We start from the raw sequence: 25698 nt of genomic DNA, 5'->3' as shown, positions 1-25698 counted from the left end.
AACGCAGTTGCATACAGTTGTCTGGCAAAGTAGTCTGCTAATAAATATAAAAACTTAAATTAGTAGTATTTATGTAATAGCACACCCGTTATTTTAACCGTGAGCAGCTCTTGATACATTCGGCAACTAACTGAGGACCACGAAAAATCAGACCTGAATATAACTGGACGGCGGCAGCACCAAGACGGATTTTTTCTGCGGCATCCGCTCCGGTTATAATACCCCCTGTACCGATAAGCGGAATTTGTGTATTAATGTGTGCAGATAACTGATTCAGAACGTAATTACTCTGTGTCTGTACGGGATGACCAGACAACCCACCAGTTTCCTGAGTAAATTTATGCGTACCCAAAGGAGTTTTGTCTATAGTAGTATTGGTGGCAATAATTCCGTCTATTTGAGTATTCAATGCAACCTCTGCAATGGCTTCAATTTGCTCTTCATCCAGATCAGGAGCAATTTTGATGGCAATAGGCACATAGCGGCTTTGCTGAGTAGCCAGCTGGGCCTGACGGTTTTTGAGGTGGTTTAATAATCTGTCCAGCTCTCCGGCACTTTGCAGGCTGCGTAAATCACGTGTGTTGGGTGAAGAAATATTAACAGTGACATAACTGGCATGTGGGTAGGCTTTTTCCAGACAAATCAGATAATCATCCACTGCTTTTTCAATCGGTGTGGCAGCATTTTTGCCAATATTAATCCCCAATATGCCGCGATACCTGCTATTTGCAATATTATTGATTAAAGTATCAATACCATAATTGTTAAAGCCCATACGATTAATAATTGCCTGTTGCTTTGGTAATCTGAATAACCGCGGCTTAGGATTGCCTGCCTGAGGTAGAGGTGTCACAGTGCCTACTTCTATAAAACCAAATCCCAGCATAGCAAGTGCATCAATATATTCACCATTTTTATCCAGACCGGCAGCCAGTCCTACAGGATTGGGGAGCGTTAGTCCCATCAGAGTTGTAGTATTGTTAATATTGTTGTCAGGAAAAATACCATTGGTATTTTTCTGCATGAATGAGAAGCCTGGTTTGCATCCCAGTAAAAAACCACAATGATAACGATGTAACCATTGCAGCGATTTTAATGTCAGGTAATGGGCTTTTTCAGGATCCAGTCTGAATAGCAATGGTTTAATAATAGGATACATGATATTGATGATTGAAAAAGGAAGAAATATTATAACCAACAACACTATCAATTCGGGTGGAAAATAATCAAATTCGGTATGCGTAGGTGAATAAATTATTTAATTGCTGCTGATAAATATTTTATGTTTTATAACAATAACCTCTTCATCTGATGATATATAACAATATACCCGTTTATGGTTCTGTAATTCAGAGCAGAAAGCATAAACGGGCATAATAATCAGAATATCTGTTAATTAGTGTGGTTATTGACAGATATCACCATGGTTTATCAGTCATACCCTGAATATTCTGCTGTAATGTGCTGCCTATGCTTCGTCCGAAGCGTTTCCAGCTGGTTTCAGCAGTGTAATCTACCAGTTCCGGAGCTTTAATAACATCGCGGGCAACTGTGTAAATATTGCCAAAATCATCTACTAGTCCGACTGCTTTAGCTTCTTCACCGGTATAAGCACGACCGCTGAATATGTCCGGATTATCAGCAACTTTTAATCGGTCACCACGCCCCTGCTGCACCGCCTGAATGAATTGCTTATGAATACTGCTTAGCATTTGTTGCCAGATTTCCGCCTGTTCCGGGGTTTCCGGCACAAATGGATCACCCATGTCTTTATTGTTGCCGGCTATTTTTACCCGGCGTTTAATTCCAAGTTTGTCGATCAGACCTGTAAAATCAAAACTGCTGCCAATAACACCGATACTGCCGACAAGGCTGGACGGATCTGCATAAATTTTATCTGCAGCACTGGCAATATAATAACAACCGGAGGCACACATATCCTCAGTTACAACATATAAAGGTATCTTCGGATGTTTTGCTTTCAGGTGTCGGATTTCTTCATAGGCAATACTGGAAATGACCGGTGAGCCGCCCGGGCTGTTGGCACGAATGATAATGCCTTTAACATTTTTATTCCCATAGGCTGTTTTAAGGCTTTTACGTAATAATTCTGCCTGATTATTCTCGCTGCTGATCACACCACTTAGATTAATAACTGCTGTGTGCGGACTATTAGGTATTGAGCTTCCCATCGCTGCTGTAATGATAAAAATAATAATGCACAGCCAGAGTAATCGCCAGACCCAGCGCCAGATTCGATTGCGCCGTTGTTCGCGGTATACTTCAAGTAACAGCTTCTCCAGCATATTGCGTTCCCAGCTGCTATTTTTTTCAGGATTGCCATTTGTCGACCCTGATCCATTAATTTTGATTGTCATTTGCTTTATTCTCTGCTGTTAGTCTGTGTCAGTCTATTCTGTTTCTGTCAGCTCTGTTGATTGTGTAAAGTGGTTTATATCTGAAATTAAACCAGAATCTAATTATATCTGAATTAATATTTGTCTATGTTCTTATTGTTTAAGAATTCGGGTCAAGCTTTATCTGTATGAGTGTCTAAATTATAATAGCGCAGCTATTAGCCGGAGCAAGTTAAATCAGACGATAGTTAGTAAGCTGAAACAATAGAATAAAGGAAGTTGTTGTACTACATCCGGTACTGTATTTTATAGATAAATTTAAACATTGTATCGAAACTGAAGCTGAGTCTGTTGGTACTGATATCTGTATATTCGAAGGATGAAATCGATTAGTCCGTTTAATGTGCTTAGTCTGTATTCAGCATCATTCATGTTTGTCATTTTGTAATTAAAACTTGGAAAATCATGTCCAGATTCTTTTTTAACGACCGTAAACAACTGGTTAATGAGGCGATTGAGGGTTTAATTATTTCCGCACCTGAAGGTAACCTTGTCAGGCTGGATACGGACCCGGCAATTCGGGTAGTGATGCGTAATGACTGGGATAAAAGCAAAGTAGCAGTTATTTCCGGCGGTGGTTCCGGTCATGAGCCCGCACATGCTGGTTTTGTTGGCAAAGGTATGTTAACTGCAGCAGTGTGCGGAGATTTATTTGCTTCGCCCAGCGTCGATGCGGTATTTAGCGCAATTATGGCGGTAACGGGTGAACAAGGTTGTTTGTTAATTGTCAAAAATTATACCGGAGACCGGCTGAATTTCGGACTGGCGGCAGAAAAGGCTAAAAGTCATGGGATAAATGTGGAGATGGTTATTGTTGCAGATGATATTTCTCTGCCGGAAAACAGACAACCCCGCGGTATTGCCGGTACAGTACTGGTGCACAAGATAGCAGGTTATGCGGCAGAGGAAGGTAAATCCTTATCTCAGGTACGCGAGATAGCACAGCAAACCTGTGATAATTTGTATAGCTTAGGTGTAGCCATGCAGACCTGTAATTTGCCGGACTATACAGAAGAAAGACGAATTAAAGCTGGACAGGTTGAACTTGGTCTGGGTATTCATGGCGAACCGGGTGCTTCAGTAGAGGATACACACAATAGCAAAATACTGATCGATACACTGGTTCAGGCATTATCAAAGTCAGCCGGGGCAGGCCGTTTTGCTGTTTTAATTAATAATCTGGGCGGTGTGTCTGCGCTAGAAATGGCCGTACTGACACGTGAGTTAGCGCATTCAGCTATTAGTAAACAGACAGATTTACTGATTGGTCCTGCATCACTGGTAACTTCCTTGGATATGAAAGGTTTTTCACTTTCCTTGCTTAAGCTGAACGATTACTTTAGTAAGGCACTTAATGCGCCCGTAGAAACACAGGGATGGCAGAAACCCGTAGTTTTACAGCCACTAAAAACCGTAGTATGTGAAACTGAATATAAACAGTCAGTTTATATTCCATCCGAAAATGCCCGGATAGCAGAATATATTACTGTCATTACTGATACTTTGATCCGGCTGGAAAATCAGCTTAATGCTCTGGATGCAAAAGTAGGTGATGGCGATACTGGAAGTACATTTGCTCATGCTGCTCATGCTATAGCCTCGCAGCTGGCACAAAAACACCTACCGTTAAATGATTTGCCTCAACTGTTGTTGTGCATTGGCGAGCGACTGTCTGTTGTTATGGGTGGTTCAAGCGGAGTATTGATGTCGATTTTTTTCACCGCAGCCGGTCAGAAATTACAGACAGGCGGTACGCTGGTAGATGCATTATTAAACGGGCTGGCACAAATGAAACATTATGGTGGTGCAGATATAGGTGACCGAACTCTGATTGACGCATTACAACCGGCGTTAGATGTATGGCAGAACCGGAATTTTTCTGCCGCCATACAGGCAGCCAGAGAGGGAGCAGAAAAAACTGCTGGTATACATAAAGCCGGAGCAGGGCGTTCATCTTACGTTAATCAGCAAAATCTCGCCGGAGTGCCTGATCCGGGGGCAGTGGCAGTGGCTGAGGTGTTTACTGCACTGGGTAAGTTACAGATTAAGCTGTAAAATGAAGGTTAAAGTGTTTAGATATTACTCATAAATTAATTTTGATTCTGAATAATAAACGGGTAATATCTATGACATATTTTATGTTAAATTAAGCTAGTAATTTTTTGTTTTAAAATAATATTATTTTAAATAATATATTTATACTATTTTAATAGGATAGAATTAGATGAAAGCAGTAATTCCTGTAGCAGGATTAGGTACACGTATGTTACCAGCCACAAAAGCTATTCCAAAAGAAATGCTGACTGTGGCCGATAAACCATTAATTCAATATATCGTTCAGGAATGTGCTGCTGCAGGAATTAATGAAATTGTTCTGGTTAACCATGCATTTAAAGCGGCAATTGAAAACCACTTTGATACAGCATTTGAGTTGGAAACACAGTTGCAGAACAAGGGTAAAATGACATTATTGGATGAAATCCGGAACGTATTACCTCGTGGAATGCAAATAATACAAGTCCGTCAAAGTGAAGCTAAAGGTTTGGGTCATGCAATGCTGTGTGCTCGTTCAGTTATTGGTGATGAACCATTTGCTGTTTTACTGCCAGATGTGCTGATAGATGAAAAAGCCTGTAATCTGGCTACAGATAATCTGGCTGCAATGCTAAAACAGTTCCGGACTACACAGCGCAGCCAGATTATGGTTGAAGGTGTACCGATGAGTGAAGTTAATAAATACGGTATTGTTAATTGTAATGGTCAGCAGGCTGACTCTGGAAACAGCATCAGGATGAGTGCCATTGTCGAAAAACCTTCAACAGAACAGGCTCCGTCTGATCTGGCTGTGGTTGGCCGTTATGTACTTTCAGCCGGTATCTGGTCTAAGCTGGAAAAAACACTGCCCGGTGCAGGAGGCGAGATTCAGCTTACTGATGCCATCGCCGCCCTGATGCAGCAGGAAGCTGTAGATGCTTTTGTGATTCAGGGTTATTCACATGATTGCGGTAACAAACTTGGCTATATGAAAACTTTCATTGAATATAGTCTGCGTCACAATCAATGTGGTACCGCACTCAGACAATGGCTGCAGCAGCAAGCATTTTGATACAAGCCGATACAGATAGATATAAACATCGTTTACATTTTGCCAGGTGTTTTTGGCAAATGATTCAGGAATAGTTGCAGATCATCCGGTAAAGGAGCGGTAAGCTGTAAAATATCGCCACTAACCGGATGAGCCAGCGTTAATTCAGCAGCATGTAAAAACATTCTTTTCAGCCCGGCTTTTTGCAGGCGCTTATTTATCTGATAATCACCATAACGCTCATCTCCGGCAATAGGGCATAACTGTGATTGCATATGAACACGTATCTGGTGGGTGCGGCCAGTTTTAAGTGTTGCTTCCATAAGTGTTAATGCTCTGATGCCCAGATGGTGTAATTGCTCGCCAGCATAACGTTGCAGTATCCGGAACTGCGTATGTGCCCGTTGTCCTTCCTGAGTATTGCCGGCGATACGTACCATTTTTTCTCCTTGTGCACCGGTATATTTCAGTAGTGGAAGTTTAACTTGCCGTATATTTTCCGGCCAGTTGCCAATGGCCAGAGCCAGATACACTTTATGCGGATGATTCTGGCGAATTGATTCATGCAGTTTGACCAAAGCACTGCGTTTTTTGGCTATCATCAGCAAGCCACTGGTATCTTTATCCAGCCGGTGAACCAGCTCCAGATAACGGGACTCAGGGCGGGCGCGGCGCAGCTGCTCAATGACGCCAAAACTAATACCACTGCCGCCATGTACAGCAATACCGGCTGGTTTGTTAATCACAAGTAATACATCATCTTCATAAACAACCGTAAATTTCTGAGCCGGAATAGCCAGAGTTGTTGCGGATGCGTGTCTGGCTGCAATGCGAATAGGAGGTAAACGGATCTCATCATTGACCTGAATCCGGTCTGTTCCTTTACAGCGTTTTTTGTTCAGCCGGACTTCCCCGCTACGAATAATGCGCTGAATATGACTTTTCGGTACTCCTTTTAATTCCCGTATTAAATAATTATCCAGTCTCTGACCGGCACTTTCTGCACAGACAGATAAAAACTGCACTGAATCTTTGCTTAAAACCGTCATATTGCTTATAATCCGTAAGCTTTTATAAATAAATAAAAGTCATCAGTGGTCATGGCCAAATATCGTGTTGGCAGACTGAACTGAACTAAAAATGGCCGCATTTTGCCCGAAGCTGAAAAAGTGCCTGAAAGCGCAATTTGGCTGTAAATAATGAAATGTTAACGTATTTACCGGAAAAACGCACTGTTGCAGGCGTATTTCCCCGTGTTGCTGACCAGCCGTCAGCAGCAAGGGTTAGTGATTAAGTTTGACTCCATCAGGTGGCAAGCCACGGCTTCAGACGTGATCAGGCAGGACAAAACCTGAAAACGCAGCCGCTAATGTGCCCGAGCACCTGACAGAATAACAGAAGAATGGCTACCCCAGTTAAGTGTCCAATCCATACTGATCGGATACCGGACACACCCTGTTTAGCAGGAATTATGATGCTGAATGGCGGATATGATCTTTACACCTTCTTTATGATGAAAGCCTGTTTAGTTTGCCGCGAATGACTTAATCGGGCAAGGCTATGGGTGTCAAATACTAATTACAACGCCTCGTCAGTGCACACAACGAGGTTTTCATGAAACGAATGTTATTCAATGCTACACAGGCGGAAGAGCTGCGTGTGGCTATTGTGGATGGGCAAAGTCTGCTTGACCTTGACATCGAAACGCTGGGGAAAGAACAGCGTAAAGGCAATATCTATAAAGGTGTCATCACCCGTATCGAACCTTCTCTGGAAGCATGTTTTGTAGACTATGGCACAGACCGTCATGGTTTCTTACCATTTAAAGAAATCTCACGCAGCTATTTTCAGAATTATGAAGGTGGCCGTGTCCGGATTCAGGATGTACTTTCAGAAGGTATAGAAGTCATTGTACAAGTGGAAAAAGATGAGCGCGGTAATAAAGGCGCAGCTCTGACCACTTTTATCAGTCTGGCCGGACGCTATCTGGTACTGATGCCGAACAATCCGCGTGGCGGCGGTGTTTCCCGTCGTATTGAAGGAGAAGACCGGCAGGAGCTCAAGCAGGCAATGAGTGAGCTTGATACACCGCGCGGAATGAGCCTGATTGCACGTACAGCCGGTATTGGACGCAGTACCGAAGAATTACAGTGGGATCTTAATTATCTGATTCAGTTGTGGCGGGCAATTGAGCAGGCGGCACAGCAGCATAGTGAGCCTTACCTGCTGTTTATGGAAAGTTCCTTACTTATTCGTGCCATTCGCGATTATTTCCAGCCGGATATCGGGGAAATTCTGATTGACTCTCAGGAAGTGTATGATCAGATTCGTGAGTTTATGTCTTATGTGATGCCAGCCTATATTAACCGGTTGCGGCATTATACCGACCATATTCCGCTGTTTTCCCGTTTTCAGATAGAGCAGCAGATTGAGTCTGCGTTTTCGCGTGAAGTTGCTTTGCCATCCGGTGGTGCTATAGTTATCGACCACACCGAAGCATTGGTATCCATAGATGTTAACTCTGCCAGAGCAACCCGTGGTGCGGATATTGAAGATACTGCTTTCAAAACCAATATGGAGGCTGCTGAAGAGGTTGCACGGCAGATGCGTGTGCGTGACCTGGGCGGACTGGTAGTTATCGACTTCATTGACATGGAGAACAGTAAAAATCAGCGTGATGTAGAAATTACCCTGCGTGAAGCGCTGAAAAAAGACCGTGCCCGGGTACAAATGGCTAAATTGTCCCGCTTTGGTTTAATGGAATTATCCAGACAACGCCTGAAACCATCATTGGGAGAAAGTAGTCATACCATTTGTCCGCGCTGTGCCGGCACTGGTTTTATCCGCAGTATTGAATCAACTGCATTACACATCCTGCGCATCATTCAGGAAGAGTCAATGAAAGATAACACCGCTGAAGTACGGGTACAGGTACCGGTGGATGTGGCTACTTTTCTGCTGAATGAAAAACGTGCTGAACTGTTTGGTCTGGAAGAACGCCTGGATGTATGTGTATTGCTGATTCCGAATATTCATCTGGAAAATCCGCATTACAGCGTGACCCGTGTACGTACCGATAATGTGGAAGAAAATACCGTTCCCAGCTACCATCAGGTACAGGAACCGGAAAATATAGGCGAACTGCCTTTTTCTATTGGTCAGAATAAACCGGTTAAGCCAGAGGCGGCTGTTAAAGGAATTCATCATACTCAGCCTGCTCCGGTTATTGAGAAAACTGCTACAGGTAAAACTGAATCAGTAGGTATGTGGAAAAAACTGACTGGCTGGCTGGGTAATCTGCTGGGTGGAAAAGCGGTTGAATCTGCTGCATCAGATCGTACGGTAGCAGAAAAAACTGTCAAAACCACGCATCAGAAAAAAAATCAGAAATCACAGACACAAGAACGCCGTCAGGCACGTGCCGGCCGGTTGGCTAAAAATACTGATTCAGCCTCCAAAAGTAATAGTACCAATAACAATAAAGTATCAACTGATCCGGAAATAACTAATCGGTCAGCCAGTGAGAATCGTAACCGGCGTGAAGAAAAGCGTGCTGACAGATATGCAACTGCACAGGCAGATACAGTAGCTGATTCAGTTCAGGAACAAAATACTTTTAAACAGGAGCAGAATACCTCGCGCAGACGTCGTCAGCGGACATCAGGCAAAAATGAAATGCCTGTGCAACAGGTTAATATAATTAATCCGGTTGACGAAACTCAGACCGGAGATCCTCTGATTATTACTCTGACAGATACTGGATCGAAAAATGAACGGCATAAAGCACGGCATGATAAAAACAGCCGTCGACAGAATGGTAAGAAAAAACGCAACTACATTGTTTCTGCCAGAAAAATAAGTCGAAATATTGATATTGCTGCTATTACTGCGCAAATACAGTTAACTGCTGAGCATGTACTCAATCCTGAAAAAGATATTCATCGTATTAGTATTTATTCAGCGCAACCGAATACGTTGAGTGAAACTCATGATGTAATCGTGCAAAATGCAGTCGCACAGGCAAAGCAGGCTATTACACATGTGCTGGCACAGTTAGAAACAGAGCAGCAATTATCTGCTGTTGATAAAGCAGATATTGTTGGTACTGAGACTATTATTCGGACTCAAGAGGCAATTACAACTGAGCCTGAAATAATGATTACCAGCACAGATGCAGATAACAGTTTGTGCCGTATTGCTGAACAAGGCGGGCTGATACTGGTTGAGACCAGTGCGGATAAGGCAGTTTTAACCGGTAATGATGCAGAGCCGGTTCCGGTGCAGTCTAAACTGCGGCGTAAAGATATTATGCTTAGCAAGACGGATGCTGCTGTCACACCGGCAGCCATGGAACAGGTTGAAACCAGAGCATAGACAGATGTGCGCGCTTTTGGTAGCTAAATGATTAGTATTTCGTTTGTATGAATACCATCAGCGCTTCTGAGAAAATATCATGCTGAATTAAGAATGATATTTATAAATTACTTATTAATTTATATAATACTGGTAACCAATTAAGCAGTTATTGGAACGTATTTTGCACAGGTGACAATAAGTTACCTCTGATACAATAGCTGCTCAGACTGATTATTTAATTCAGTTATTGTGTTGAAAAAGTGCAACACTTTTAAAAACTGAAAATATTTTATTTTAATGGATTATTTTATATATAATTCATTGAATATAATTGAAAATATTGTTATTTACCTATTATTTGCCGCAGTAGGATTGGTCAAAAGTGTTGTGTGTTTGCAAATGAATTTGTTTTTTTGCAACTAAAGCATTATATTGACAGCCATGAAATCGCTAATGCGGCGATTAATGCAAAACTTTAAAAGCTCTTCATTAGGTTTTTGAAGTTTGTTTTTTCGACATAGAAAAGGAATACAGCAATGAAAAAAACCCTGATTGCTTTGGCTTTGACCACTTTGCCGGTTGCCGCTATGGCTGAGGTTGTTTTGTATGGCCAAATGAAAGCAGGCTATGAAGTTTCTTCTACTAAAACCAGTGGCGAAACCCGCGGTCCGTACCAGAATGGTATTGGTGACTACGGTTCACGTATCGGTTTCAAAGGTTCTGAAGACCTGGGTAACGGTCTGAAAGCTATCTGGCAGGTTGAATCCCGCATTCATTTGGGTAATAGTAATGGCGGATCTGATGGCTGGGCTAACCGTGACTCTTTCTTAGGTTTGGAAACTAAATACGGTACTGTTCGCGCTGGTCGTATCAGCAATCAGATGAATGCTAATATGGACATCGTTGATGCATGGGAATACAACAATGAAGCATTGGGTCTGGGTAAATTCACCCGTACTGATGCCCGTTATGTAGGTATTGCTTATGATTCTCCGGAATGGGCTGGTTTCAGCTTCAACTTATTGTACTCTCCGCGTGATAACGTAAACGGTGGTGATCGTCCTGCTGAGTACGCAGCTGGTATCGGTACCGGTGAGAAATACAGCCTTGGTTTGAACTACCAAAATTCTGGCTGGTTTGCTAAATACGGTTTTGACTACCTGAAAAATTCTGCTGTTAAAGTTGATGATGATCTGACAACAGATCTGAAAGATGGTCAGGTACACCGTGTTGAAGGTGGTTATGATGCCAATAATTGGTTTGTAGGTGTTGGATATCAGTATACTAAAAACACTACTTCATACTACAGAGGTTTAAAAGAAGCAAGTGTTGGTAGCATTGGTGACCACAATTTAACTTTGGATAACCAGGGACAGGAAGCAGCTCTGACTGTTGGTTATCACTTTGGTAATATTTTCCCGAAAATTTCCTATGCTCATGGCTGGGATGTAAAAATTAACGGTGACAAAGAGAAAAACACCAAATACGATCAGGTTGTGTTAGGTGCTGATTATGACTTCTCTAAACGTACCACTGCTAACGTACAGGCAGGCTGGTTGCGTGAAGGTAACGGCGAAGGTCTTGGTAAAGACAAAACTACCGCTGTCGGCGTTGGTCTGAAACACACATTCTAATTAGTGTTTAATTCTTACTGATTAGTATTTGAGTCTAATCCCTGATTGAAGAACGGTTTAGTTTGTTCTTCAATCAGGGATTAATTTTTTAACAATATAAATAAAATGCTATCCCAAATTATTTAACAGCTGGTTCTTCTGCATTTCATTCTCGGTATTCCTTTCAGAATTTCGGTATGAATACATCGAAACCTAATGATTAAAGTTATATCTAAATAAATCATTTTTAGATAAATAAGTATGGAAACACTCTGATAAATTATTGATATAGAAAAACTAAATAGAAATTATTATTTTTATAAAAAATATAGATATTGATATTACTGAATTATTAGATTGTGATGAGTATATACTGGTATAAGTTATTATTTAAATTCAATAATTATTTGTAATTAAGTTCAGAAATCAATGAGAATTCAAAAAAAATAAACCAGATATTTATCTTAACAGTACTGGTTTAACTGAACACAATTAAAAAATGGTTTAGCAGTATTGTGGTTCCGGTCAAGGATATTTATAAATTAATTCTCCGGTTGTTGTAAATGACTTTTCTATACAATTCTTTTCTGAAGCATAAAAAATGTATTTTTAATATTTATTAAAGTGAATTGGTGTTTTTTTTAGTTACTATTATTGTAGTATCTAAGAATATAATCAGCTTTTAAATACATTTCTAATATTTATTTTACCTATTCTTTAATGTGGAAAATTAACTGAATCAATAATTAGAATCAGTGGTTTGCTTTTTTATTACCCGACCAGTATATTCCGCACACTCGTCGTAATGGCGATTGATGTAAAACTTCAAAAGCTCTTCATTTGGTTTTTGAAGTTTGTATTTTTGACGTTGAGACTAGGAATACAGTAATGAAAAAAAACCTGATTGCTTTGGCTTTGACCACTTTGCCGGTTGTTGCTATGGCAGATGTTGTTTTATACGGCCAAATGAAAGCAGGCTATGAAGTATCTTCTACTAAAACCAGTGGTGACAGCCGTGGTCCGTACCAGAATGGTATAGCTGATTATGGTTCACGCATTGGTTTCAAGGGTTCTGAAGATTTAGGTAATGGTCTGAAAGCTATCTGGCAGGTTGAGTCTGCTATCCATCTGGGTAATAGTAATGGTAAAGCTGATGGCTGGGCTAATCGTGATTCTTTCATTGGTTTTCAGTCTGAATTCGGTACTGTTCGTGCCGGTCGCATTAGTAATCAGATGAAGGCCAATATGGATACAGTTGATCCATGGGAATACAACAATGAAGTACTGGGTTTAGGTAAATTTACCCGTACCGGTCAGCGTTATGTAGGTATTGCTTACGATTCTCCGGAATGGGCTGGTTTCAAATTTAATGCATTATACTCTCCGCGTGATAATGTAAATGGAGGTGATCGGAACAGTGAGTATGATTATGGTATGGGTGCCGGTGATAAATACAGTATCGGTCTGAATTATCACAATGCCGGATATTTTGCAAAATATGGTTTCGATTATCTGAAAAATTCAGCAGCTATAATTACTGAATCCGGTAACACTAAATTAAAAGACGGTCAGGTACATCGCGTTGAAGGCGGCTATGATGCTAATAATCTGTTTGTAGGTGTAGGTTACCAATATACCAAAAATACCAGCTCTTATTTCAATGGTTTAAAAGGTGCTTCTATTCCTGTAGGCGTAAATGAGCAGGGTAACTTAATCAGCATGAATGTTGGTGATCATAATGTAACCTGGGATAATCAGGGACAGGAAGCAGCTCTGACTGTTGGTTACCACTTTGGTAATATTTTTCCGAAATTCACTTATGCCCATGGCTGGGACATTAAGTTGGATGGCGATAAAATGAAAAATACCAAATACGATCAGATCGTATTAGGTGCTGATTATGATTTCTCTAAACATACTACTGCTAATGTACAGGCTGGCTGGTTGCGTGAGGGTAATGGCTACAATGAACTGAACGAAAGCAGAGGTAAAAATAAAACTACTGCATTTGGTGTTGGTCTGAAACATACTTTCTAATCAGGCTTTGTTAGCTGATTTTAGAATAAACCCCGCTGCTGCGGGGTTTATTTTTTATATCCGGTAAATCCAACCAGCTAATTATTGAAATAAAATATATCTGTATTTTGTATCTGCAATCAGATTTGCATAATTATTTAATTACTGATTTTGCTTAAAGCCGTTTTTGTTTCTGTTTTATTTATTACGATGCCGTTTGATATACCAGTATATCAGCAAAGCAAATACAGCTACTATCAGAATAACAACAAAGAGCAGTTTCGTGTATTGTTGAAACTCTGCAAACAGCCATTGCGCTGATTGTCCGAACAGATAACCAAAACTAACGATAATGGTTGCCCAGAGTAAAGCGCCCAATGCATTAAATAACAGAAACCGATGGAATGTTACTTTACTCATACCGATGGCAATCGGGCCGGCAATACGCAAACCATACATGAAGCGTACTCCGATAATAATGACAGAGCTGTGTTTACACAGCAAACGATCGGTTTTGGCTACCATCGGATCCAGTTTAGGGAAATGCTGCAATAGGTGTTTACCGTAATAACGGCCGAGCAAAAAACATATCTGGTCACCCAGCATCCCGCCACCTGCCGCGCACAGGATTGAAGGTAAAAATAACAAATAGCCTTTGTGTACGAAAAAGCCGGCCAGGGTCAATATGGTTTCACCTTCAAGAATGCTGCCGATAAATATGGCCAGATAGCCATAGTGATTCAGTAATTGCTCAACATTCATCTGTTTAATCGGGTTAGAAAGAAATCATTTGTTTAACATAAGGTTGTTTGAACCGTTCTGGCAATCTGTTTTGCCAGAACTAGACAAAATTTACACGCCATATTGCCGACGGTAATCAGCTACCGGCTGGCGATAATCAGCCAGTGTTGAATCATTTTCTAATAACAGCAGTAAATCTTCCAATGTGGCAATGGCCGTTACCGGTATTTGATACTGTTGTTCGACTTCCTGAACAGCGGATTGATTTCCCTGACCTTTTTCCATGCGGTCAAGTGCAATGGCTACACCTGCGGTAACCGCGCCTTCATGCTGGATGATGGCAACCGATTCACGAACGGAAGTGCCGGCTGAAATAACATCATCTATAATCAGTACACGACCTTTAAGCGGTGCACCAACCAGTACGCCACCTTCGCCATGGTCTTTTGCTTCTTTACGGTTATAGGCATATGGTACATTACGCCCTTCTTCCGCCAGCATCATGGCTGTTGCTGCGGCCAGAATAATGCCTTTATAGGCCGGTCCGAACAGCATATCAAATTCAATACCGCTGGCAAGAATCGAGCGTGCATAAAAACGTGCCAGTTGCAGAATACTATAGCCATCATTAAACAGTCCGGCATTGAAAAAATAAGGTGATTGTCTGCCGGCTTTGGTTGTGAACTGGCCAAATTTTAAAACATGCTGTTGCAGAGCGAAGTGCAGAAAATCCTGACGGAAATCAGACATAATGATCCTTAATGGTAAAATGGCAGATTAAAAATTTTAAGATGTAAATTTTATCATTAATCGAAAGGACATGCGGATGCGCATTATTTCAGCCAATGTAAATGGAATACGTTCAGCTACCAGTAAGGGTTTTATTGATTATCTGGCGCAGGCACAGGCTGATATTGTGTGTGTTCAGGAATTAAAAGCCCAGGAAGCGGATATGACTGAGCAGATGAAGCATCCGCTGGGTATGTATGGTGCGTGGCATACCGCAGTGAAACGCGGCTATAGTGGTGTGGCAATTTACAGTAAACAGCAGCCTGATGATGTGCAAATCGGCTTAGGATGGGAAGATTTTGATCATGAAGGCCGCTATGTACGTGCTGATTTTGGCAAGCTCAGTGTTATTTCAGTATATCTGCCTTCCGGAAGCAGTTCGGAAGAGCGGCAGCAGGCTAAATTCTGTTTTCTGGATAAATTTTTACCGGTTCTGCGCGAATTACAAGCCTTACAGCGCGATATCGTAATCTGTGGCGACTGGAATATAGCGCACCAGAATATTGATTTAAAAAACTGGCGCGGCAATCTGAAAAATTCCGGTTTTTTGCCGGAAGAGCGCGAATGGCTGAGTCAGATTATCAATGAGCTTGGCTGGGTAGATATCTGGCGTACGCTGTATCCTGAGATTCCCGGTTATACCTGGTGGAGCAATCGGGGGCAGGCTTATGCCAAAGATGTAGGCTGGCGTATTGATTATCAGATGGCCACGCCGGCATTGGCTGCCTGTGCACAAACTGCTACGATCTATAAAGAAGAAAAATTTTCTGATCATGCGCCTTTGATTGTTGATTATAACTATCAAATAAAGTGCACAAAGTAATGCAATTGGTTTTCGGCTGTCATATATAACAATCTGATCAGCAGGTAGCCTGCGTAACCAGTAATATATTTAATCCGGCTGCCAGTGAATAGGCAGAAGCGGGTAGGGCTGCATGCTTTATCCGTTTATGATAAATTTTATTTCCCATCGCTACATTAATTGCATCCGTATAAAGCGTTCAGTAAACGCCTGTATATTGATTGTCTGATGGCAGACTGATATTTGCCGTGGTAATAAATATGGGAATATCAGGAACCGGTATTCATGGAACTGAGTTAATGTGATTTAATTAATGGTTTCTACAATATCGTATTCCTGCATTTTATATAATAATGTTCTTTTGCTGACGCCTAGTGAGCGGGCGGTATTTTCCCGGTGTCCGTTATTTAGTCTCAATTCATTAATGATTAATTCCTTCTCATAAATTTTGACTTTTTCTTTTAAGGTAGCACCAAGCTGTTCATCTTCACTAAAATCAGGATGAAAATCAGGTGTTTTTTTATGAGCAATAATTTGTGCAGGCAAATCTTGTGGATAGATAAACAATCCGTTGGACATGACTACTGCATGTTCGATGGCATTAGACAATTCACGCACATTGCCCGGCCATGGGTATTGATTAAGTACTTCTACCGCACTAATCGAAAAATCCAGTAACTCCTTATTATTTTCATGGCAAAACTGATTGGCAAAATAGCGCGCCAGCAGCATGACATCATTTTTCCGGTCGCGTAAGGGGGGTAAGCTTAATTCCATTACGTTCAGTCTGTAGAATAAATCTTCGCGGAATTCACCAGTGCTGATCATATCCTGAAGGCTGCGATTGGTAGCGGCAATCAGCCTGAAATCAGTTTTAATTAATCTGCTGCCACCGATTGGTTCGAATTCTCTTTCCTGGATTACCCGCAGAAGCTTAACCTGAAGATTGGTTGACATTTCAGCTACTTCATCCAGAAAAAGTGTACCCTGGTGTGCCCGCTCAAATAAACCAATCTGGCGTTGATAAGCGCCGGTAAATGATCCTTTTTCATGCCCGAATAAAGTACTTTCCAGCAAGGTTTCCGGTAATGCACCGCAGTTTACTTTGATAAACGGGCCGGTTGAGCGGGTACTGTAATAATGAATGGTTTTGGCTACTAATTCTTTACCCGTACCGCTTTCACCAGTAATCAATACGGTGGTTTTGGTTTGTGAAATTTTGGCAATATTGCGACACAGTTCCATCATATTCGGACTGTTAGTCAGAATATGCCCCTTATTATCCGAGCTGAATAATTCTATTTTTGGCGATAAATCCATTCCCTCTTTTTTAGCTTTGCTCAACTCCAGGGTACGTTTTATCAGTGCTTTGAGTTCATTCAGGTCAAAGGGTTTAACAATATAATCAATTGCACCGAGTTTTAATGCTTCTACCGCTGTATCCACACCGGCATAGGCAGTCATAAGGATAATGGATATATCAGTATAGTTCTGTTTAATTATTTTCAGTGCTTCCAGCCCGCTCATCTGAGGCAGGCGATTATCCATTAAAATTAAATCAACCGGCTGCTGTTCTAAGGTTTCAATAGCGTCTTCTGCATTATCAACAGCAATAACCTGATAATGTTCCTGCGATAAAAAAATAGATAACAGTTTGCGCAGATTTAATTCATCTTCGACAATTAAGATTTTTTCTGACATAAATTCCGGATTATTGTGTATCAGTTAACGGGAAGTGCTACTTCAACCGTAACACCATTGCTGTGCTCATTATTTTTAATGCTAATTTGCCCTTTATGTGAGGAAACTATTTTCTCTACCATGGCCAGACCCAGTCCGGTACCAGAAATTTTAGTGGTAAAAAATGGTGTAAAGATTTTATCCATTATTTCGCTTTTAATGCCTTCACCATCATCCTTTATCCGGATTAACTGATACTTTTGGTTAGCAGACATTAATGTAGAGATTTCAATGTTGCCCTGATCACTGACTGCCTGGATGGCATTGATTAATAAATTCAGTATTGCTTGTTTGATTAATTCTTTATCCAGATACAATGGCGGTAACTGGCTGGCTAATGAAAGAGTCAGGACGATGTTATTTGAGCGGTGAGATGAATTAACCAGTACCAGCACTTCATTAATCAGGTCGTTTAATTGTACCGAAACATAATAATTTTTTGAGGGTACTGAGAAATCAAGTAGCTGCTGAATTACCTGATTAATCGAATCTACTTCTTTCAGAATAATATCAAGATATTCATTTTGCTCAGCACGAGGTAAATCATTTTGCAGATATTGCACGAAACCGCGTACTGCAGCCAGCGGATTGCGGATTTCATGGGCAATGCCTGCCATCAGCTCGCCCAGTGCCACCAGACGTTCGGTTTGCTGGATTAACTTTTCTACTTCTTCCCGTTCGGTGATATCTTTAAAAATAACGACGGCACCAATAATATTGCCCTGATAATCTTTCAGATGGCTGGTGCTGGCTGAGATTCGGATAATTTGCCGGGCAACCGGGAAATCTACTTCCACACCGACATGATCGATACCATTATATAAAGTATCCAGTAAAGGACTTTGAAAATTTTTATCATCAACTATGGTTGAATATGGCCGGCCAAGGACTTGTTCCAGCTGATAGCCGGTGATTTTTTCTGCAGCCGGATTTAACATGGTAATAAAGCCATTATTATCCACAGTAATAACTGCATCCAGTGTGTTTTCCAGAATCAGCTCGTTGATGGTTTTGGTTTTTCTGAGCTTTTCGGCCAGACTGTTAATTCCGCTGACAATTTCATTCAGCTCACCGCGTATAACTGGCAGACGCCTGTCCAGCGAGAAGGGGAGTTTTTCCAGCCCTTGTTTGATTATATTGATATCAGTATTCAGTTTTCTGGATAAAACAGAAGCAATACAAATACAGCTCAGCATACAGATCAGGCTGATAATAATGACATTTTTATCAAATACAAACGCCTGCTTTTCAATGTCATCCAAAGTTTCATTAGCCCAGATATAGCCAATTATCTGATTATTGCGCACAATGGGAATCATGGCATTCATGATATTGCCGCGGACTTGCTGTCCGGTTTCGACCATATGCCGGCCGCTGGTCATGACTTCACGCCCTTTATGCTCAGCCGGAATAGATTTACCAACATTCACACCATAGGCTGACTGCGGGGCATACAACACAATGGCATCTAATTGTTTATGATAATAACCGGCTGCAATATTCGGCATGTCTTTCAGCAGCGGTTCGATTTTAGGAGAGAGATACTGATTAAGCTGGGTAATTTGTTGTGTTCGGGGCAGGCTTTTATCCACTTGCTGGTAAGCATCACCTAAAAGCAAATCCAGAGTTTTGGTAATGGCATAAAGTTTATGGCTTTTTTCCTGTCTGAGAAGTTCGCGCCCTTCTTTATCAATTAGAACGGCACAGACAAAAATTGAAAAACAGGATAGGAAGGTCACCAGTAAAAAGATACGGGCACTGATTCGTTCCGGATATAGGCGCTGAAGAAAACTGGTGTTCATAAGTGCTCAAATATCCATAATTATCAATAAAATATTTTTAATATCCGGCTGATACACAGCCAAAATATTTATCTGAATTAATTTTAGATTATCAGATGAATTATGCAAATTAACAAGTCAGGCGATATCGGATAAATTCATTACCACCTGACTGATTAACCTAATCATAGGTCTGTTAACCAGACATAACTCTTAGTTTGACCGGATTATCATTAACAGCGTTCCAGAATAACAGCCGTACCTTGTCCGCCGCCAATGCATAATGTTGCCAGTCCCAGCTGTTTATCACGATGAAGCATAGAATAAAGCAGGGTAACCAGAATACGCGCACCGCTGGCGCCAATAGGATGACCCAGGGCAATGGCACCACCATGAATATTGGTTTTGTCCATGTCAAAATTCAGCTCGCGTCCGACACCGAGGAATTGAGCAGCAAAAGCTTCATTTGCTTCGATTAAATCGATATCAGACAGCTGCAGTGCTGCTTTTTGTAAAGCCAGCCGGGTTGCCGGTACCGGACCCATTCCCATTATGCTCGGATCAACGCCGCCAGAAGCATAGCTGCGAATATATGCCAGTGGTTTTAAGCCTAATTCTTTTGCTTTGGTTTCAGACATCAGCACAAGAGCAGCGGCACCGTCATTAATACCGGAAGAATTACCCGCAGTCACTGTACCGTCTTTTTTAAACGCCGGTCTGAGTTTTGCCAGACCTTCCGCCGTGCTGTCTGCTTTGGGATATTCATCCTGTTTGAAGATAATATCGCCCTTGCGTGAGCTGATGGTGACCGGAACAATTTCTGCTTCAAAGTCACCATTGTTATTAGCTTCCGTAGCCAGCTTTTGAGAACGCAGTGCCAGTTCGTCCTGTTCCTCACGGCTGATAGAATATTGTTCAGCAATATTTTCTGCGGTAATTCCCATATGGTAATGATTGGTAGCACAGGTTAATCCGTCATTCACCATGGTATCGTACAATTCGGCATTACCCATTTTCAGCCCCCAGCGGGCTTTACTGCCAAGCAGATAGGGTGCCTGAGACATATTTTCCATACCGCCGGCGACAACAATATCGTTGTCACCGGTTAAAATACTTTGTGTGGCCAGTACGATTGATTTAAGCCCGCTGCCGCATACCTTATTTACAGTAAAAGCCGGTACGCTGCTGGGAATACCTGCATTCAGTGCAGCCTGCCGGGCAGGATTCTGTCCCAGTCCGGCCTGAAGCACATTACCCATAATCACTTCATTTACCGCACCGGCATCCAGTGCAGCACGTTTTAAAGCTTCGTCAATAACAACTTTCCCCAAATTAATGGCACTGACAGAGGCAAGTGAACCATTAAAACTGCCGATGGCGGTGCGTGCAGCACTGACGATTACAATTTTTGTCATAATAAACTCCCTTTTTTAACTAGAAAAAGTACAGACCAATCAGGAATATCGGCGTAGTGAATATCAGCGCTGTCATACAATATCCCATAATGTCACGCACCCCGAGACCGGCAATAGCCAGTGCAGGTAATGCCCAGAATGGTTGCAGCATATTCATCCATTGTTCGCCGTAGGCAATTGCCATCGTAGATTTACCTAAATCAGCACCCAGAGCCTGTGCGGCAGGAATCACGAACGGGCCTTGAATAACCCAGTGGCCGCCACCTGACGGTACGGCAAAATTAATAATGCCGGAGCTGAAGAACGTCCAGATAGGGAAGGTATCCTTACTGGCAATATTGATGAAAAATTCAGTGATAAGACCACCCAGACCGGAATGTTCCATCATCAGCTGAATACCCGCATAAAACGGAAACTGAATAATAATACCGGCTGTGCTTCTGGCTGCATTGGAGACAGCACGCATGTACGCCATAGGTGTACGGTGTAACAAAACACCGGCAGTCAGGAAGATCAGGTTAACGGTATTAATGGTGATATTAAAACCATTATGATAGAAGTAAATCAGCAGATAACTGATACCCAGAGCACCTACCAGCAAAGAAAGCAGCTTACTTTCTTCCATTTTTTCAGCTATGGTAGCTGTTTTCCGGTCAAGCTTACGCTGAAAATCAGGTTCCGGAGCCAGCAGTTCAGGATTAACCACATTCACCTTACCGTCAGTTCTGACCATAAACCGCACCAGAAGAGGTAAACAGATAATCAGCATAGAAGTAATAAAAATATTACTGGCTGAAAACATGGTCTGAGAAATCGGCACAATACCCTGCGGATTAGCGTCACTAATCATAAAGTGTGCAACAGGATTCCCCGGAGTTGCCGCCATTAAAGGCATTGACCCGGACAAACCGCCACCCCATGTCATAAAAGCAATATAAGCACAGGCGATCAGTAAGCCATAATCCACATTCTTAACCTGTCTGGCCACTTCCTTTGCCAGCATGGCACCTACAACCAGACCAAACCCCCAGTTTAAAATACAGGCAATGCAGCCGACAAAAGTAACCAGCATGGCTGCCTGTGTAGGAGTTTTGGCCAGAGAGGCAATAGATACCAGAACAGATTTCACCGGAGGTGAGCTGGCTAAGGCATGGCCGGTAACCACAATCAGAGCCATCTGCATACCAAAGGCTAGCAAATTCCAGAAGCCGTCCCCCCACATTTTTATCAGACCCAGAGGCTGTGAATCAGTTAATCCCCAGGCCATGAAAAAAATGATAAAAGTAAGCAGTAAAGCAAATATCAGCGGGTCAGGCAGATATTTACTGACCAGATTAGTCGTATGTCTGGATAAACGTGAAATCATAAAACTTATGCCCCTGTAGCAATGGACATCGTTTTCAGATTATCCGCAACAATAAACTCTGCCGTGGTGTGCGCTTTTACAGTATCAACATCCACACCCTCAGCGGTTTCAATCAGATACATTTGACCGTTTATAAATTCAAATACAGCCAGCTCAGTAATAACCATGCTGACTTTACCTTTCGCAGTAAGCGGCAAAGTGCATTCCGGCAATATTTTCGGCTCACCGGTTTTAGTACAGTGTTCCATGGCAATAATTACCTTTTTCGCACCTGTAACCAGATCCATAGCACCGCCCATACCCGGCACCATTTTGCCCGGTACCATCCAGTTAGCCAGATTGGCATGCTGGTCAACTTCCAGTCCGCCAAGCACACAGGCATCGACATGACCGCCGCGAATCAGCATAAAAGAAAATGCACTGTCAAACATCGCCGCACCGGGAACAATGCCGCAAGGCTGACCGCCTGCATTAACAATATTCGGTTCATCAACTGTTTTAGGCCCCAGCCCCAGAAAGCCATTTTCTGATTGCAGCGTAATATTGATACCTTCAGGCAAATAATTCACCACCTGAGTTGGTAAACCAATCCCCAGATTAACAACATCTCCGTTACGTAATTCCTGAGCAACACGGCGAGCAATTAATTCTTTTTTATCCATTGTCTTTATTCCTTAATCGTTAGTGCTAACCATAAAATCAACTAATGCTGCCGGTGTCATCACCGCATCAGGATGTATCTGGCCGACTTCTACCAGTTCATCAGCCTGAGCAATCACCGTGTCAGCAGCGGTAGCAATCAGCGGATTAAAATTACGTGCAGCATATTGATAGACCAGATTACCGTTGTAATCAGCCTTATGCGCATGAATGATGGCTAAATCAGCACGGATTGGCAGCTCAAGTAAATACTCACGATTATTAACAGATAAAACTTTCTTGCCTTCAGCAACAATCGTACCCACTCCGGTAGGTGTTAAAACTCCGCCCAGTCCGGCACCGCCGCAGCGAATCCGTTCAGCCAGCGTACCCTGAGGTACCAGCTCAACTTCCATCTCACCGGCAATCATTCTTCTGCCTGTTTCACGATTGGTGCCAATATGGGAAGTAATCACTTTTCTGACCTGATTATTATTAATCAGCGGTCCGACACCAGTGTCTACAAAGGCTGTATCATTTCCGATAAGTGTTATATCTTTAATACCCGATTCCAGAATTGCATTAACAATCTTTGACGGCGTACCACACCCCATAAAACCGCCAAACATAATCGTCATACCGTCTTTAAGAAAATCCCGGATTTTATCGGTAGTGATTAATTTTGTTTGCATCAACGGCTCCTTGTTACACGTTAAAAATTCATCTATGCTTAAAAGCAAGCCACTTTGCTATTGCAATTTGTATACCAGATTGGAATAAGGAAAATAAAATAATAAAATATTGATTTATATATAGAAATTTTATATGACAAAAGATTTTTAAATAAACTTGGCGCAGAAAATTGCACTTGCGTGCAAAAAAAATTGCACGATTAAAGATTTATTATTTATTTGACATTAATAATAAGTAAGAAATTATATTGATTTTAGTTACATCAGCGGACAAGAAAATAAAGTATCAGAATAATCTGGGAAAATAATTAATATTATGATTTATTGGATAAATAATTCTATATTGATAAAAATACTTTCAGTTTATTTTTATCATAAATTCTTCAGGAAAAATCCGATAAAGAAATTTGTACAAGGAAAAACTATATAGTATCTGCTTGGCGTGAATAGAACATAATATATTTTATCAATTTTCTGGTCTGAACTAAGAAGCGCAGAACCTGAATACGTTTATTAGAGTATAAAAGCAAATAGAATTTAAGCTATACAACCATATTTACAATTAAAAATATAGAACTACCAATGATTTGTATTTATTAGGCCGTTTTTGAGGCTTAAAATGGCTAAAAAGGCTTGACGAGTTTAATATCGCCCCCTATAATGCGCTCTTCCTTTCCCTGATAGCTCAGTCGGTAGAGCGACGGACTGTTAATCCGCAGGTCCCAGGTTCGAGCCCTGGTCGGGGAGCCAAAGGGTCGTTAGCTCAGTCGGTAGAGCAGCGGACTTTTAATCCGTTGGTCGAGCGTTCGAATCGCTCACGACCCACCAGATTTCTTTATCAAGCTGTTTTAACTGATAAATATAATGATGAAACCGTACCAATAATTATTTGGTACGGTTTTTTTACATTAGAAAATGTAATATATATTTTAAAAATCTAGGTGAGTGTTCGAAGGTGAAAGCTTTAATTTTAAAATGTTATGATATTTATTTTTATAATAGAGCTTAAATTTTAATAATTGCTAATTAAAAATTTTGATTATTTTTCCACTCTTTTAATTTTTTATGGATATAATCATTTGGTAATTTTTCCTGTTCTAATCGGTTAGCATTGTATTTATTGGATTGTAAAACAATAAATAAATCTTTTTCCGATAAATCTAAGTTAACAGGAATATCAGAATAAGATTCTGATTCAGTTACCATATTGTTTTTATATAATTTTAATGTTTCTTCATCCATCATAAGTGTTTGAATATGAGGACAGAAGGTTTTTGATAGACTTAATATTTTTAATCCCCAGCTATCAATATCTCCCCAGTACGCTACTCTTTTATTTTTTAACCATTGTGCACTAAGCCAATTCACATTATTACCGCCACCAATAACTGCAATCGTATCAGGTAATTCTGGTAGGGATAAACCAGATTGAATATTTTCTACTACTAAAATGTTGTTGGCGGGTAATTCATAATGGGTTAGGGTATGCTGATCCATTTGTAAGATAGGCAAGCCAGCTAAAGATTCTTGTGTTTTTTTGCATAATGGTTTAACTATTAACCAGCCTTTAGGATTGTCTAAACATCCTAGCCATTTCAATAAATTACCAGCTTGTGCAATTGCATTGTTGTAGAGAACATCAAGTAAAGCACTCACTAAGATTTTATTATTTTCCAAAAACTTGGTATCAATACCTTTCAAAGGTAAGGAACGCAAATATAAGCCTTTCCCCATACTTGGAGTAAGTTGCTGTAATAAACTAGTAATGTTAATTGATTCCTGAGGAGTTAATTGTTCAACTATTGATAAATGTTGAATTAAAATTGGATAAAAGCGTTGGTCGTATGTCGTTAATGGTTCAATTATCTTGCTTAGCTTTTCAATTTTTTTTTCAATATCAGGCCCTAGAAATTCAAATAGTTCTTTCAGATTATTAAGAATTAAAGTTACAGGAATGCGTTGTAAACCTAAAGTATTGTATTTTTTATCTTGCCACTTTATCCAATGCTGTTGTGGAAAATCTTTCCATTGATTAATAAAATTTTTAAAATACATCATATTATCAAGTATCTGGTCACCAGTTGGTGTGCCTAGAGATATTTCAATTGGAAACTTTCGTTTATGCATTAAACGCTCTTTGAGATTCTTTTGTTTATCCCATTCTAGCTTTTTAATATGGCTGTAAACCTCATCGGGTAGTTTGCCCCAATTTTCATTTAATTGTGTCATAAGCAGTTTATTATTAT

18 protein-coding genes and 2 tRNA genes are annotated in these 25698 nt (G+C 41.0%); 8 read left to right on the top strand and 12 right to left on the bottom strand.

Going from position 1 to position 25698, the window contains the following annotated elements; all coding sequences use genetic code 11:
* Positions 1 to 88: 88 nt before the first annotated feature.
* Positions 89 to 1159: a quinone-dependent dihydroorotate dehydrogenase gene (locus SALWKB2_RS08900; RefSeq protein WP_025331326.1), complete on the bottom strand. Its 1071-nt coding sequence runs from the start codon at positions 1157 to 1159 to the stop codon at positions 89 to 91.
* A 259-nt stretch (positions 1160 to 1418) separates the two neighbouring features.
* Positions 1419 to 2378 (bottom strand): signal peptide peptidase SppA, encoded by a 960-nt coding sequence (sppA, locus tag SALWKB2_RS08895; protein WP_025331325.1) that lies wholly within the window; start codon positions 2376 to 2378, stop codon positions 1419 to 1421.
* Positions 2379 to 2822: 444 nt separating this feature from the next.
* Between sppA and SALWKB2_RS08890 the strand changes: the two genes are divergently transcribed.
* Together SALWKB2_RS08890 and galU are read left to right on the top strand one after the other, a co-directional pair.
* Positions 2823 to 4472, top strand: coding sequence for a dihydroxyacetone kinase subunit DhaK (locus tag SALWKB2_RS08890; RefSeq protein WP_025331324.1), 1650 nt, complete (start codon positions 2823 to 2825; stop codon positions 4470 to 4472).
* A gap of 169 nt (positions 4473 to 4641) precedes the next feature.
* On the top strand, positions 4642 to 5523 hold the full coding sequence (gene galU / locus SALWKB2_RS08885; RefSeq protein WP_025331323.1) for a UTP--glucose-1-phosphate uridylyltransferase GalU: 882 nt from the start codon (positions 4642 to 4644) through the stop codon (positions 5521 to 5523).
* Positions 5524 to 5555: 32 nt separating this feature from the next.
* Here galU and SALWKB2_RS08880 read toward each other — a convergent pair whose 3' ends face one another.
* Positions 5556 to 6551, bottom strand: a complete 996-nt coding sequence (locus SALWKB2_RS08880) for an RluA family pseudouridine synthase (RefSeq protein ID WP_025331322.1) — start codon at positions 6549 to 6551, stop codon at positions 5556 to 5558.
* 565 nt (positions 6552 to 7116) lie between these two features.
* Between SALWKB2_RS08880 and SALWKB2_RS08875 the strand changes: the two genes are divergently transcribed.
* The 3 genes from SALWKB2_RS08875 to SALWKB2_RS08865 all read left to right on the top strand — a co-directional run bounded on the left by SALWKB2_RS08875 (position 7117) and on the right by SALWKB2_RS08865 (position 13508).
* Positions 7117 to 9876, top strand: a complete 2760-nt coding sequence (locus SALWKB2_RS08875) for an Rne/Rng family ribonuclease (RefSeq protein ID WP_025331321.1) — start codon at positions 7117 to 7119, stop codon at positions 9874 to 9876.
* Between the two features lie 518 nt (positions 9877 to 10394).
* Positions 10395 to 11492: a porin gene (locus SALWKB2_RS08870; protein ID WP_025331320.1), complete on the top strand. Its 1098-nt coding sequence runs from the start codon at positions 10395 to 10397 to the stop codon at positions 11490 to 11492.
* An 867-nt stretch (positions 11493 to 12359) separates the two neighbouring features.
* Positions 12360 to 13508, top strand: coding sequence for a porin (locus SALWKB2_RS08865; protein WP_025331319.1), 1149 nt, complete (start codon positions 12360 to 12362; stop codon positions 13506 to 13508).
* 177 nt (positions 13509 to 13685) lie between these two features.
* On the opposite strand, the gene SALWKB2_RS08860 is transcribed toward SALWKB2_RS08865, so the two are convergent.
* On the bottom strand, positions 13686 to 14249 hold the full coding sequence (locus SALWKB2_RS08860; RefSeq protein WP_025331318.1) for a DedA family protein: 564 nt from the start codon (positions 14247 to 14249) through the stop codon (positions 13686 to 13688).
* 90 nt (positions 14250 to 14339) lie between these two features.
* Positions 14340 to 14978 carry an orotate phosphoribosyltransferase gene (gene pyrE, locus SALWKB2_RS08855; RefSeq protein ID WP_025331317.1) on the bottom strand — a complete coding sequence of 213 codons (639 nt, stop codon included), beginning with the start codon at positions 14976 to 14978 and terminating at the stop codon, positions 14340 to 14342.
* Positions 14979 to 15054: 76 nt separating this feature from the next.
* Between pyrE and SALWKB2_RS08850 the strand changes: the two genes are divergently transcribed.
* Positions 15055 to 15840 carry an exodeoxyribonuclease III gene (locus SALWKB2_RS08850; RefSeq protein WP_025331316.1) on the top strand — a complete coding sequence of 262 codons (786 nt, stop codon included), beginning with the start codon at positions 15055 to 15057 and terminating at the stop codon, positions 15838 to 15840.
* A gap of 285 nt (positions 15841 to 16125) precedes the next feature.
* Here SALWKB2_RS08850 and SALWKB2_RS08845 read toward each other — a convergent pair whose 3' ends face one another.
* The 6 genes from SALWKB2_RS08845 to atoD all read right to left on the bottom strand — a co-directional run bounded on the left by SALWKB2_RS08845 (position 16126) and on the right by atoD (position 23452).
* Entirely contained in the window at positions 16126 to 17520 is a 1395-nt protein-coding gene (locus tag SALWKB2_RS08845; protein ID WP_025331315.1) for a sigma 54-interacting transcriptional regulator, read from the bottom strand.
* 20 nt (positions 17521 to 17540) lie between these two features.
* On the bottom strand, positions 17541 to 19361 hold the full coding sequence (gene atoS / locus SALWKB2_RS08840; RefSeq protein ID WP_025331314.1) for a two-component system sensor histidine kinase AtoS: 1821 nt from the start codon (positions 19359 to 19361) through the stop codon (positions 17541 to 17543).
* 212 nt (positions 19362 to 19573) lie between these two features.
* Complete coding sequence (locus SALWKB2_RS08835; protein ID WP_025331313.1) at positions 19574 to 20755, bottom strand: acetyl-CoA C-acetyltransferase; 1182 nt, start codon at positions 20753 to 20755, stop codon at positions 19574 to 19576.
* Positions 20756 to 20774: 19 nt separating this feature from the next.
* Complete coding sequence (locus SALWKB2_RS08830; protein WP_025331312.1) at positions 20775 to 22121, bottom strand: TIGR00366 family protein; 1347 nt, start codon at positions 22119 to 22121, stop codon at positions 20775 to 20777.
* Between the two features lie 5 nt (positions 22122 to 22126).
* Positions 22127 to 22783 (bottom strand): 3-oxoacid CoA-transferase subunit B, encoded by a 657-nt coding sequence (locus SALWKB2_RS08825; RefSeq protein ID WP_025331311.1) that lies wholly within the window; start codon positions 22781 to 22783, stop codon positions 22127 to 22129.
* Between the two features lie 12 nt (positions 22784 to 22795).
* Positions 22796 to 23452, bottom strand: a complete 657-nt coding sequence (gene atoD, locus SALWKB2_RS08820; protein WP_025331310.1) for an acetate CoA-transferase subunit alpha — start codon at positions 23450 to 23452, stop codon at positions 22796 to 22798.
* Between the two features lie 674 nt (positions 23453 to 24126).
* On the opposite strand from atoD, the gene SALWKB2_RS08815 reads away from it, so the two are divergent.
* Together SALWKB2_RS08815 and SALWKB2_RS08810 are read left to right on the top strand one after the other, a co-directional pair.
* Positions 24127 to 24202: transfer RNA gene (locus tag SALWKB2_RS08815), tRNA-Asn, on the top strand.
* 2 nt (positions 24203 to 24204) lie between these two features.
* Positions 24205 to 24280, top strand: a tRNA-Lys gene (locus SALWKB2_RS08810).
* 198 nt (positions 24281 to 24478) lie between these two features.
* Here the strand turns inward: SALWKB2_RS08810 and SALWKB2_RS08805 are convergent.
* A complete protein-coding gene (locus SALWKB2_RS08805) occupies positions 24479 to 25681 on the bottom strand; it encodes a Wadjet anti-phage system protein JetD domain-containing protein (RefSeq protein WP_025331309.1) in 1203 nt (400 codons plus the stop codon).
* Positions 25682 to 25698 lie beyond the last annotated feature (17 nt).

Origin of the sequence: Snodgrassella alvi wkB2 (genome assembly GCF_000600005.1) — a bacterium.
GTDB classification, from domain to species: Bacteria; Pseudomonadota; Gammaproteobacteria; order Burkholderiales; family Neisseriaceae; genus Snodgrassella; species Snodgrassella alvi.
Note: the sequence above shows the minus strand (reverse complement) of the source record. Positions and strands in the feature narration are given on the sequence as shown.

Bases quoted from the DNA above. Each gene is read 5' to 3' on its own strand.
- SALWKB2_RS08825 (WP_025331311.1), bottom strand. From the start codon at position 22,783: ATGGATAAAAAAGAATTAATTGCTCGCCGTGTTGCTCAGGAATTACGT.
- SALWKB2_RS08860 (WP_025331318.1), bottom strand. From the start codon at position 14,249: ATGAATGTTGAGCAATTACTGAATCACTATGGCTATCTGGCCATATTT.
- pyrE (WP_025331317.1), bottom strand. From the start codon at position 14,978: ATGTCTGATTTCCGTCAGGATTTTCTGCACTTCGCTCTGCAACAGCAT.
- SALWKB2_RS08845 (WP_025331315.1), bottom strand. From the start codon at position 17,520: ATGTCAGAAAAAATCTTAATTGTCGAAGATGAATTAAATCTGCGCAAA.
- SALWKB2_RS08830 (WP_025331312.1), bottom strand. From the start codon at position 22,121: ATGATTTCACGTTTATCCAGACATACGACTAATCTGGTCAGTAAATAT.
- SALWKB2_RS08870 (WP_025331320.1), top strand. From the start codon at position 10,395: ATGAAAAAAACCCTGATTGCTTTGGCTTTGACCACTTTGCCGGTTGCC.
- SALWKB2_RS08865 (WP_025331319.1), top strand. From the start codon at position 12,360: ATGAAAAAAAACCTGATTGCTTTGGCTTTGACCACTTTGCCGGTTGTT.
- SALWKB2_RS08850 (WP_025331316.1), top strand. From the start codon at position 15,055: ATGCGCATTATTTCAGCCAATGTAAATGGAATACGTTCAGCTACCAGT.
- SALWKB2_RS08875 (WP_025331321.1), top strand. From the start codon at position 7,117: ATGAAACGAATGTTATTCAATGCTACACAGGCGGAAGAGCTGCGTGTG.
- SALWKB2_RS08835 (WP_025331313.1), bottom strand. From the start codon at position 20,755: ATGACAAAAATTGTAATCGTCAGTGCTGCACGCACCGCCATCGGCAGT.
- SALWKB2_RS08900 (WP_025331326.1), bottom strand. From the start codon at position 1,159: ATGTATCCTATTATTAAACCATTGCTATTCAGACTGGATCCTGAAAAA.
- SALWKB2_RS08805 (WP_025331309.1), bottom strand. From the start codon at position 25,681: ATGACACAATTAAATGAAAATTGGGGCAAACTACCCGATGAGGTTTAC.
- galU (WP_025331323.1), top strand. From the start codon at position 4,642: ATGAAAGCAGTAATTCCTGTAGCAGGATTAGGTACACGTATGTTACCA.
- SALWKB2_RS08890 (WP_025331324.1), top strand. From the start codon at position 2,823: ATGTCCAGATTCTTTTTTAACGACCGTAAACAACTGGTTAATGAGGCG.
- atoS (WP_025331314.1), bottom strand. From the start codon at position 19,361: ATGAACACCAGTTTTCTTCAGCGCCTATATCCGGAACGAATCAGTGCC.
- sppA (WP_025331325.1), bottom strand. From the start codon at position 2,378: ATGACAATCAAAATTAATGGATCAGGGTCGACAAATGGCAATCCTGAA.
- atoD (WP_025331310.1), bottom strand. From the start codon at position 23,452: ATGCAAACAAAATTAATCACTACCGATAAAATCCGGGATTTTCTTAAA.
- SALWKB2_RS08880 (WP_025331322.1), bottom strand. From the start codon at position 6,551: ATGACGGTTTTAAGCAAAGATTCAGTGCAGTTTTTATCTGTCTGTGCA.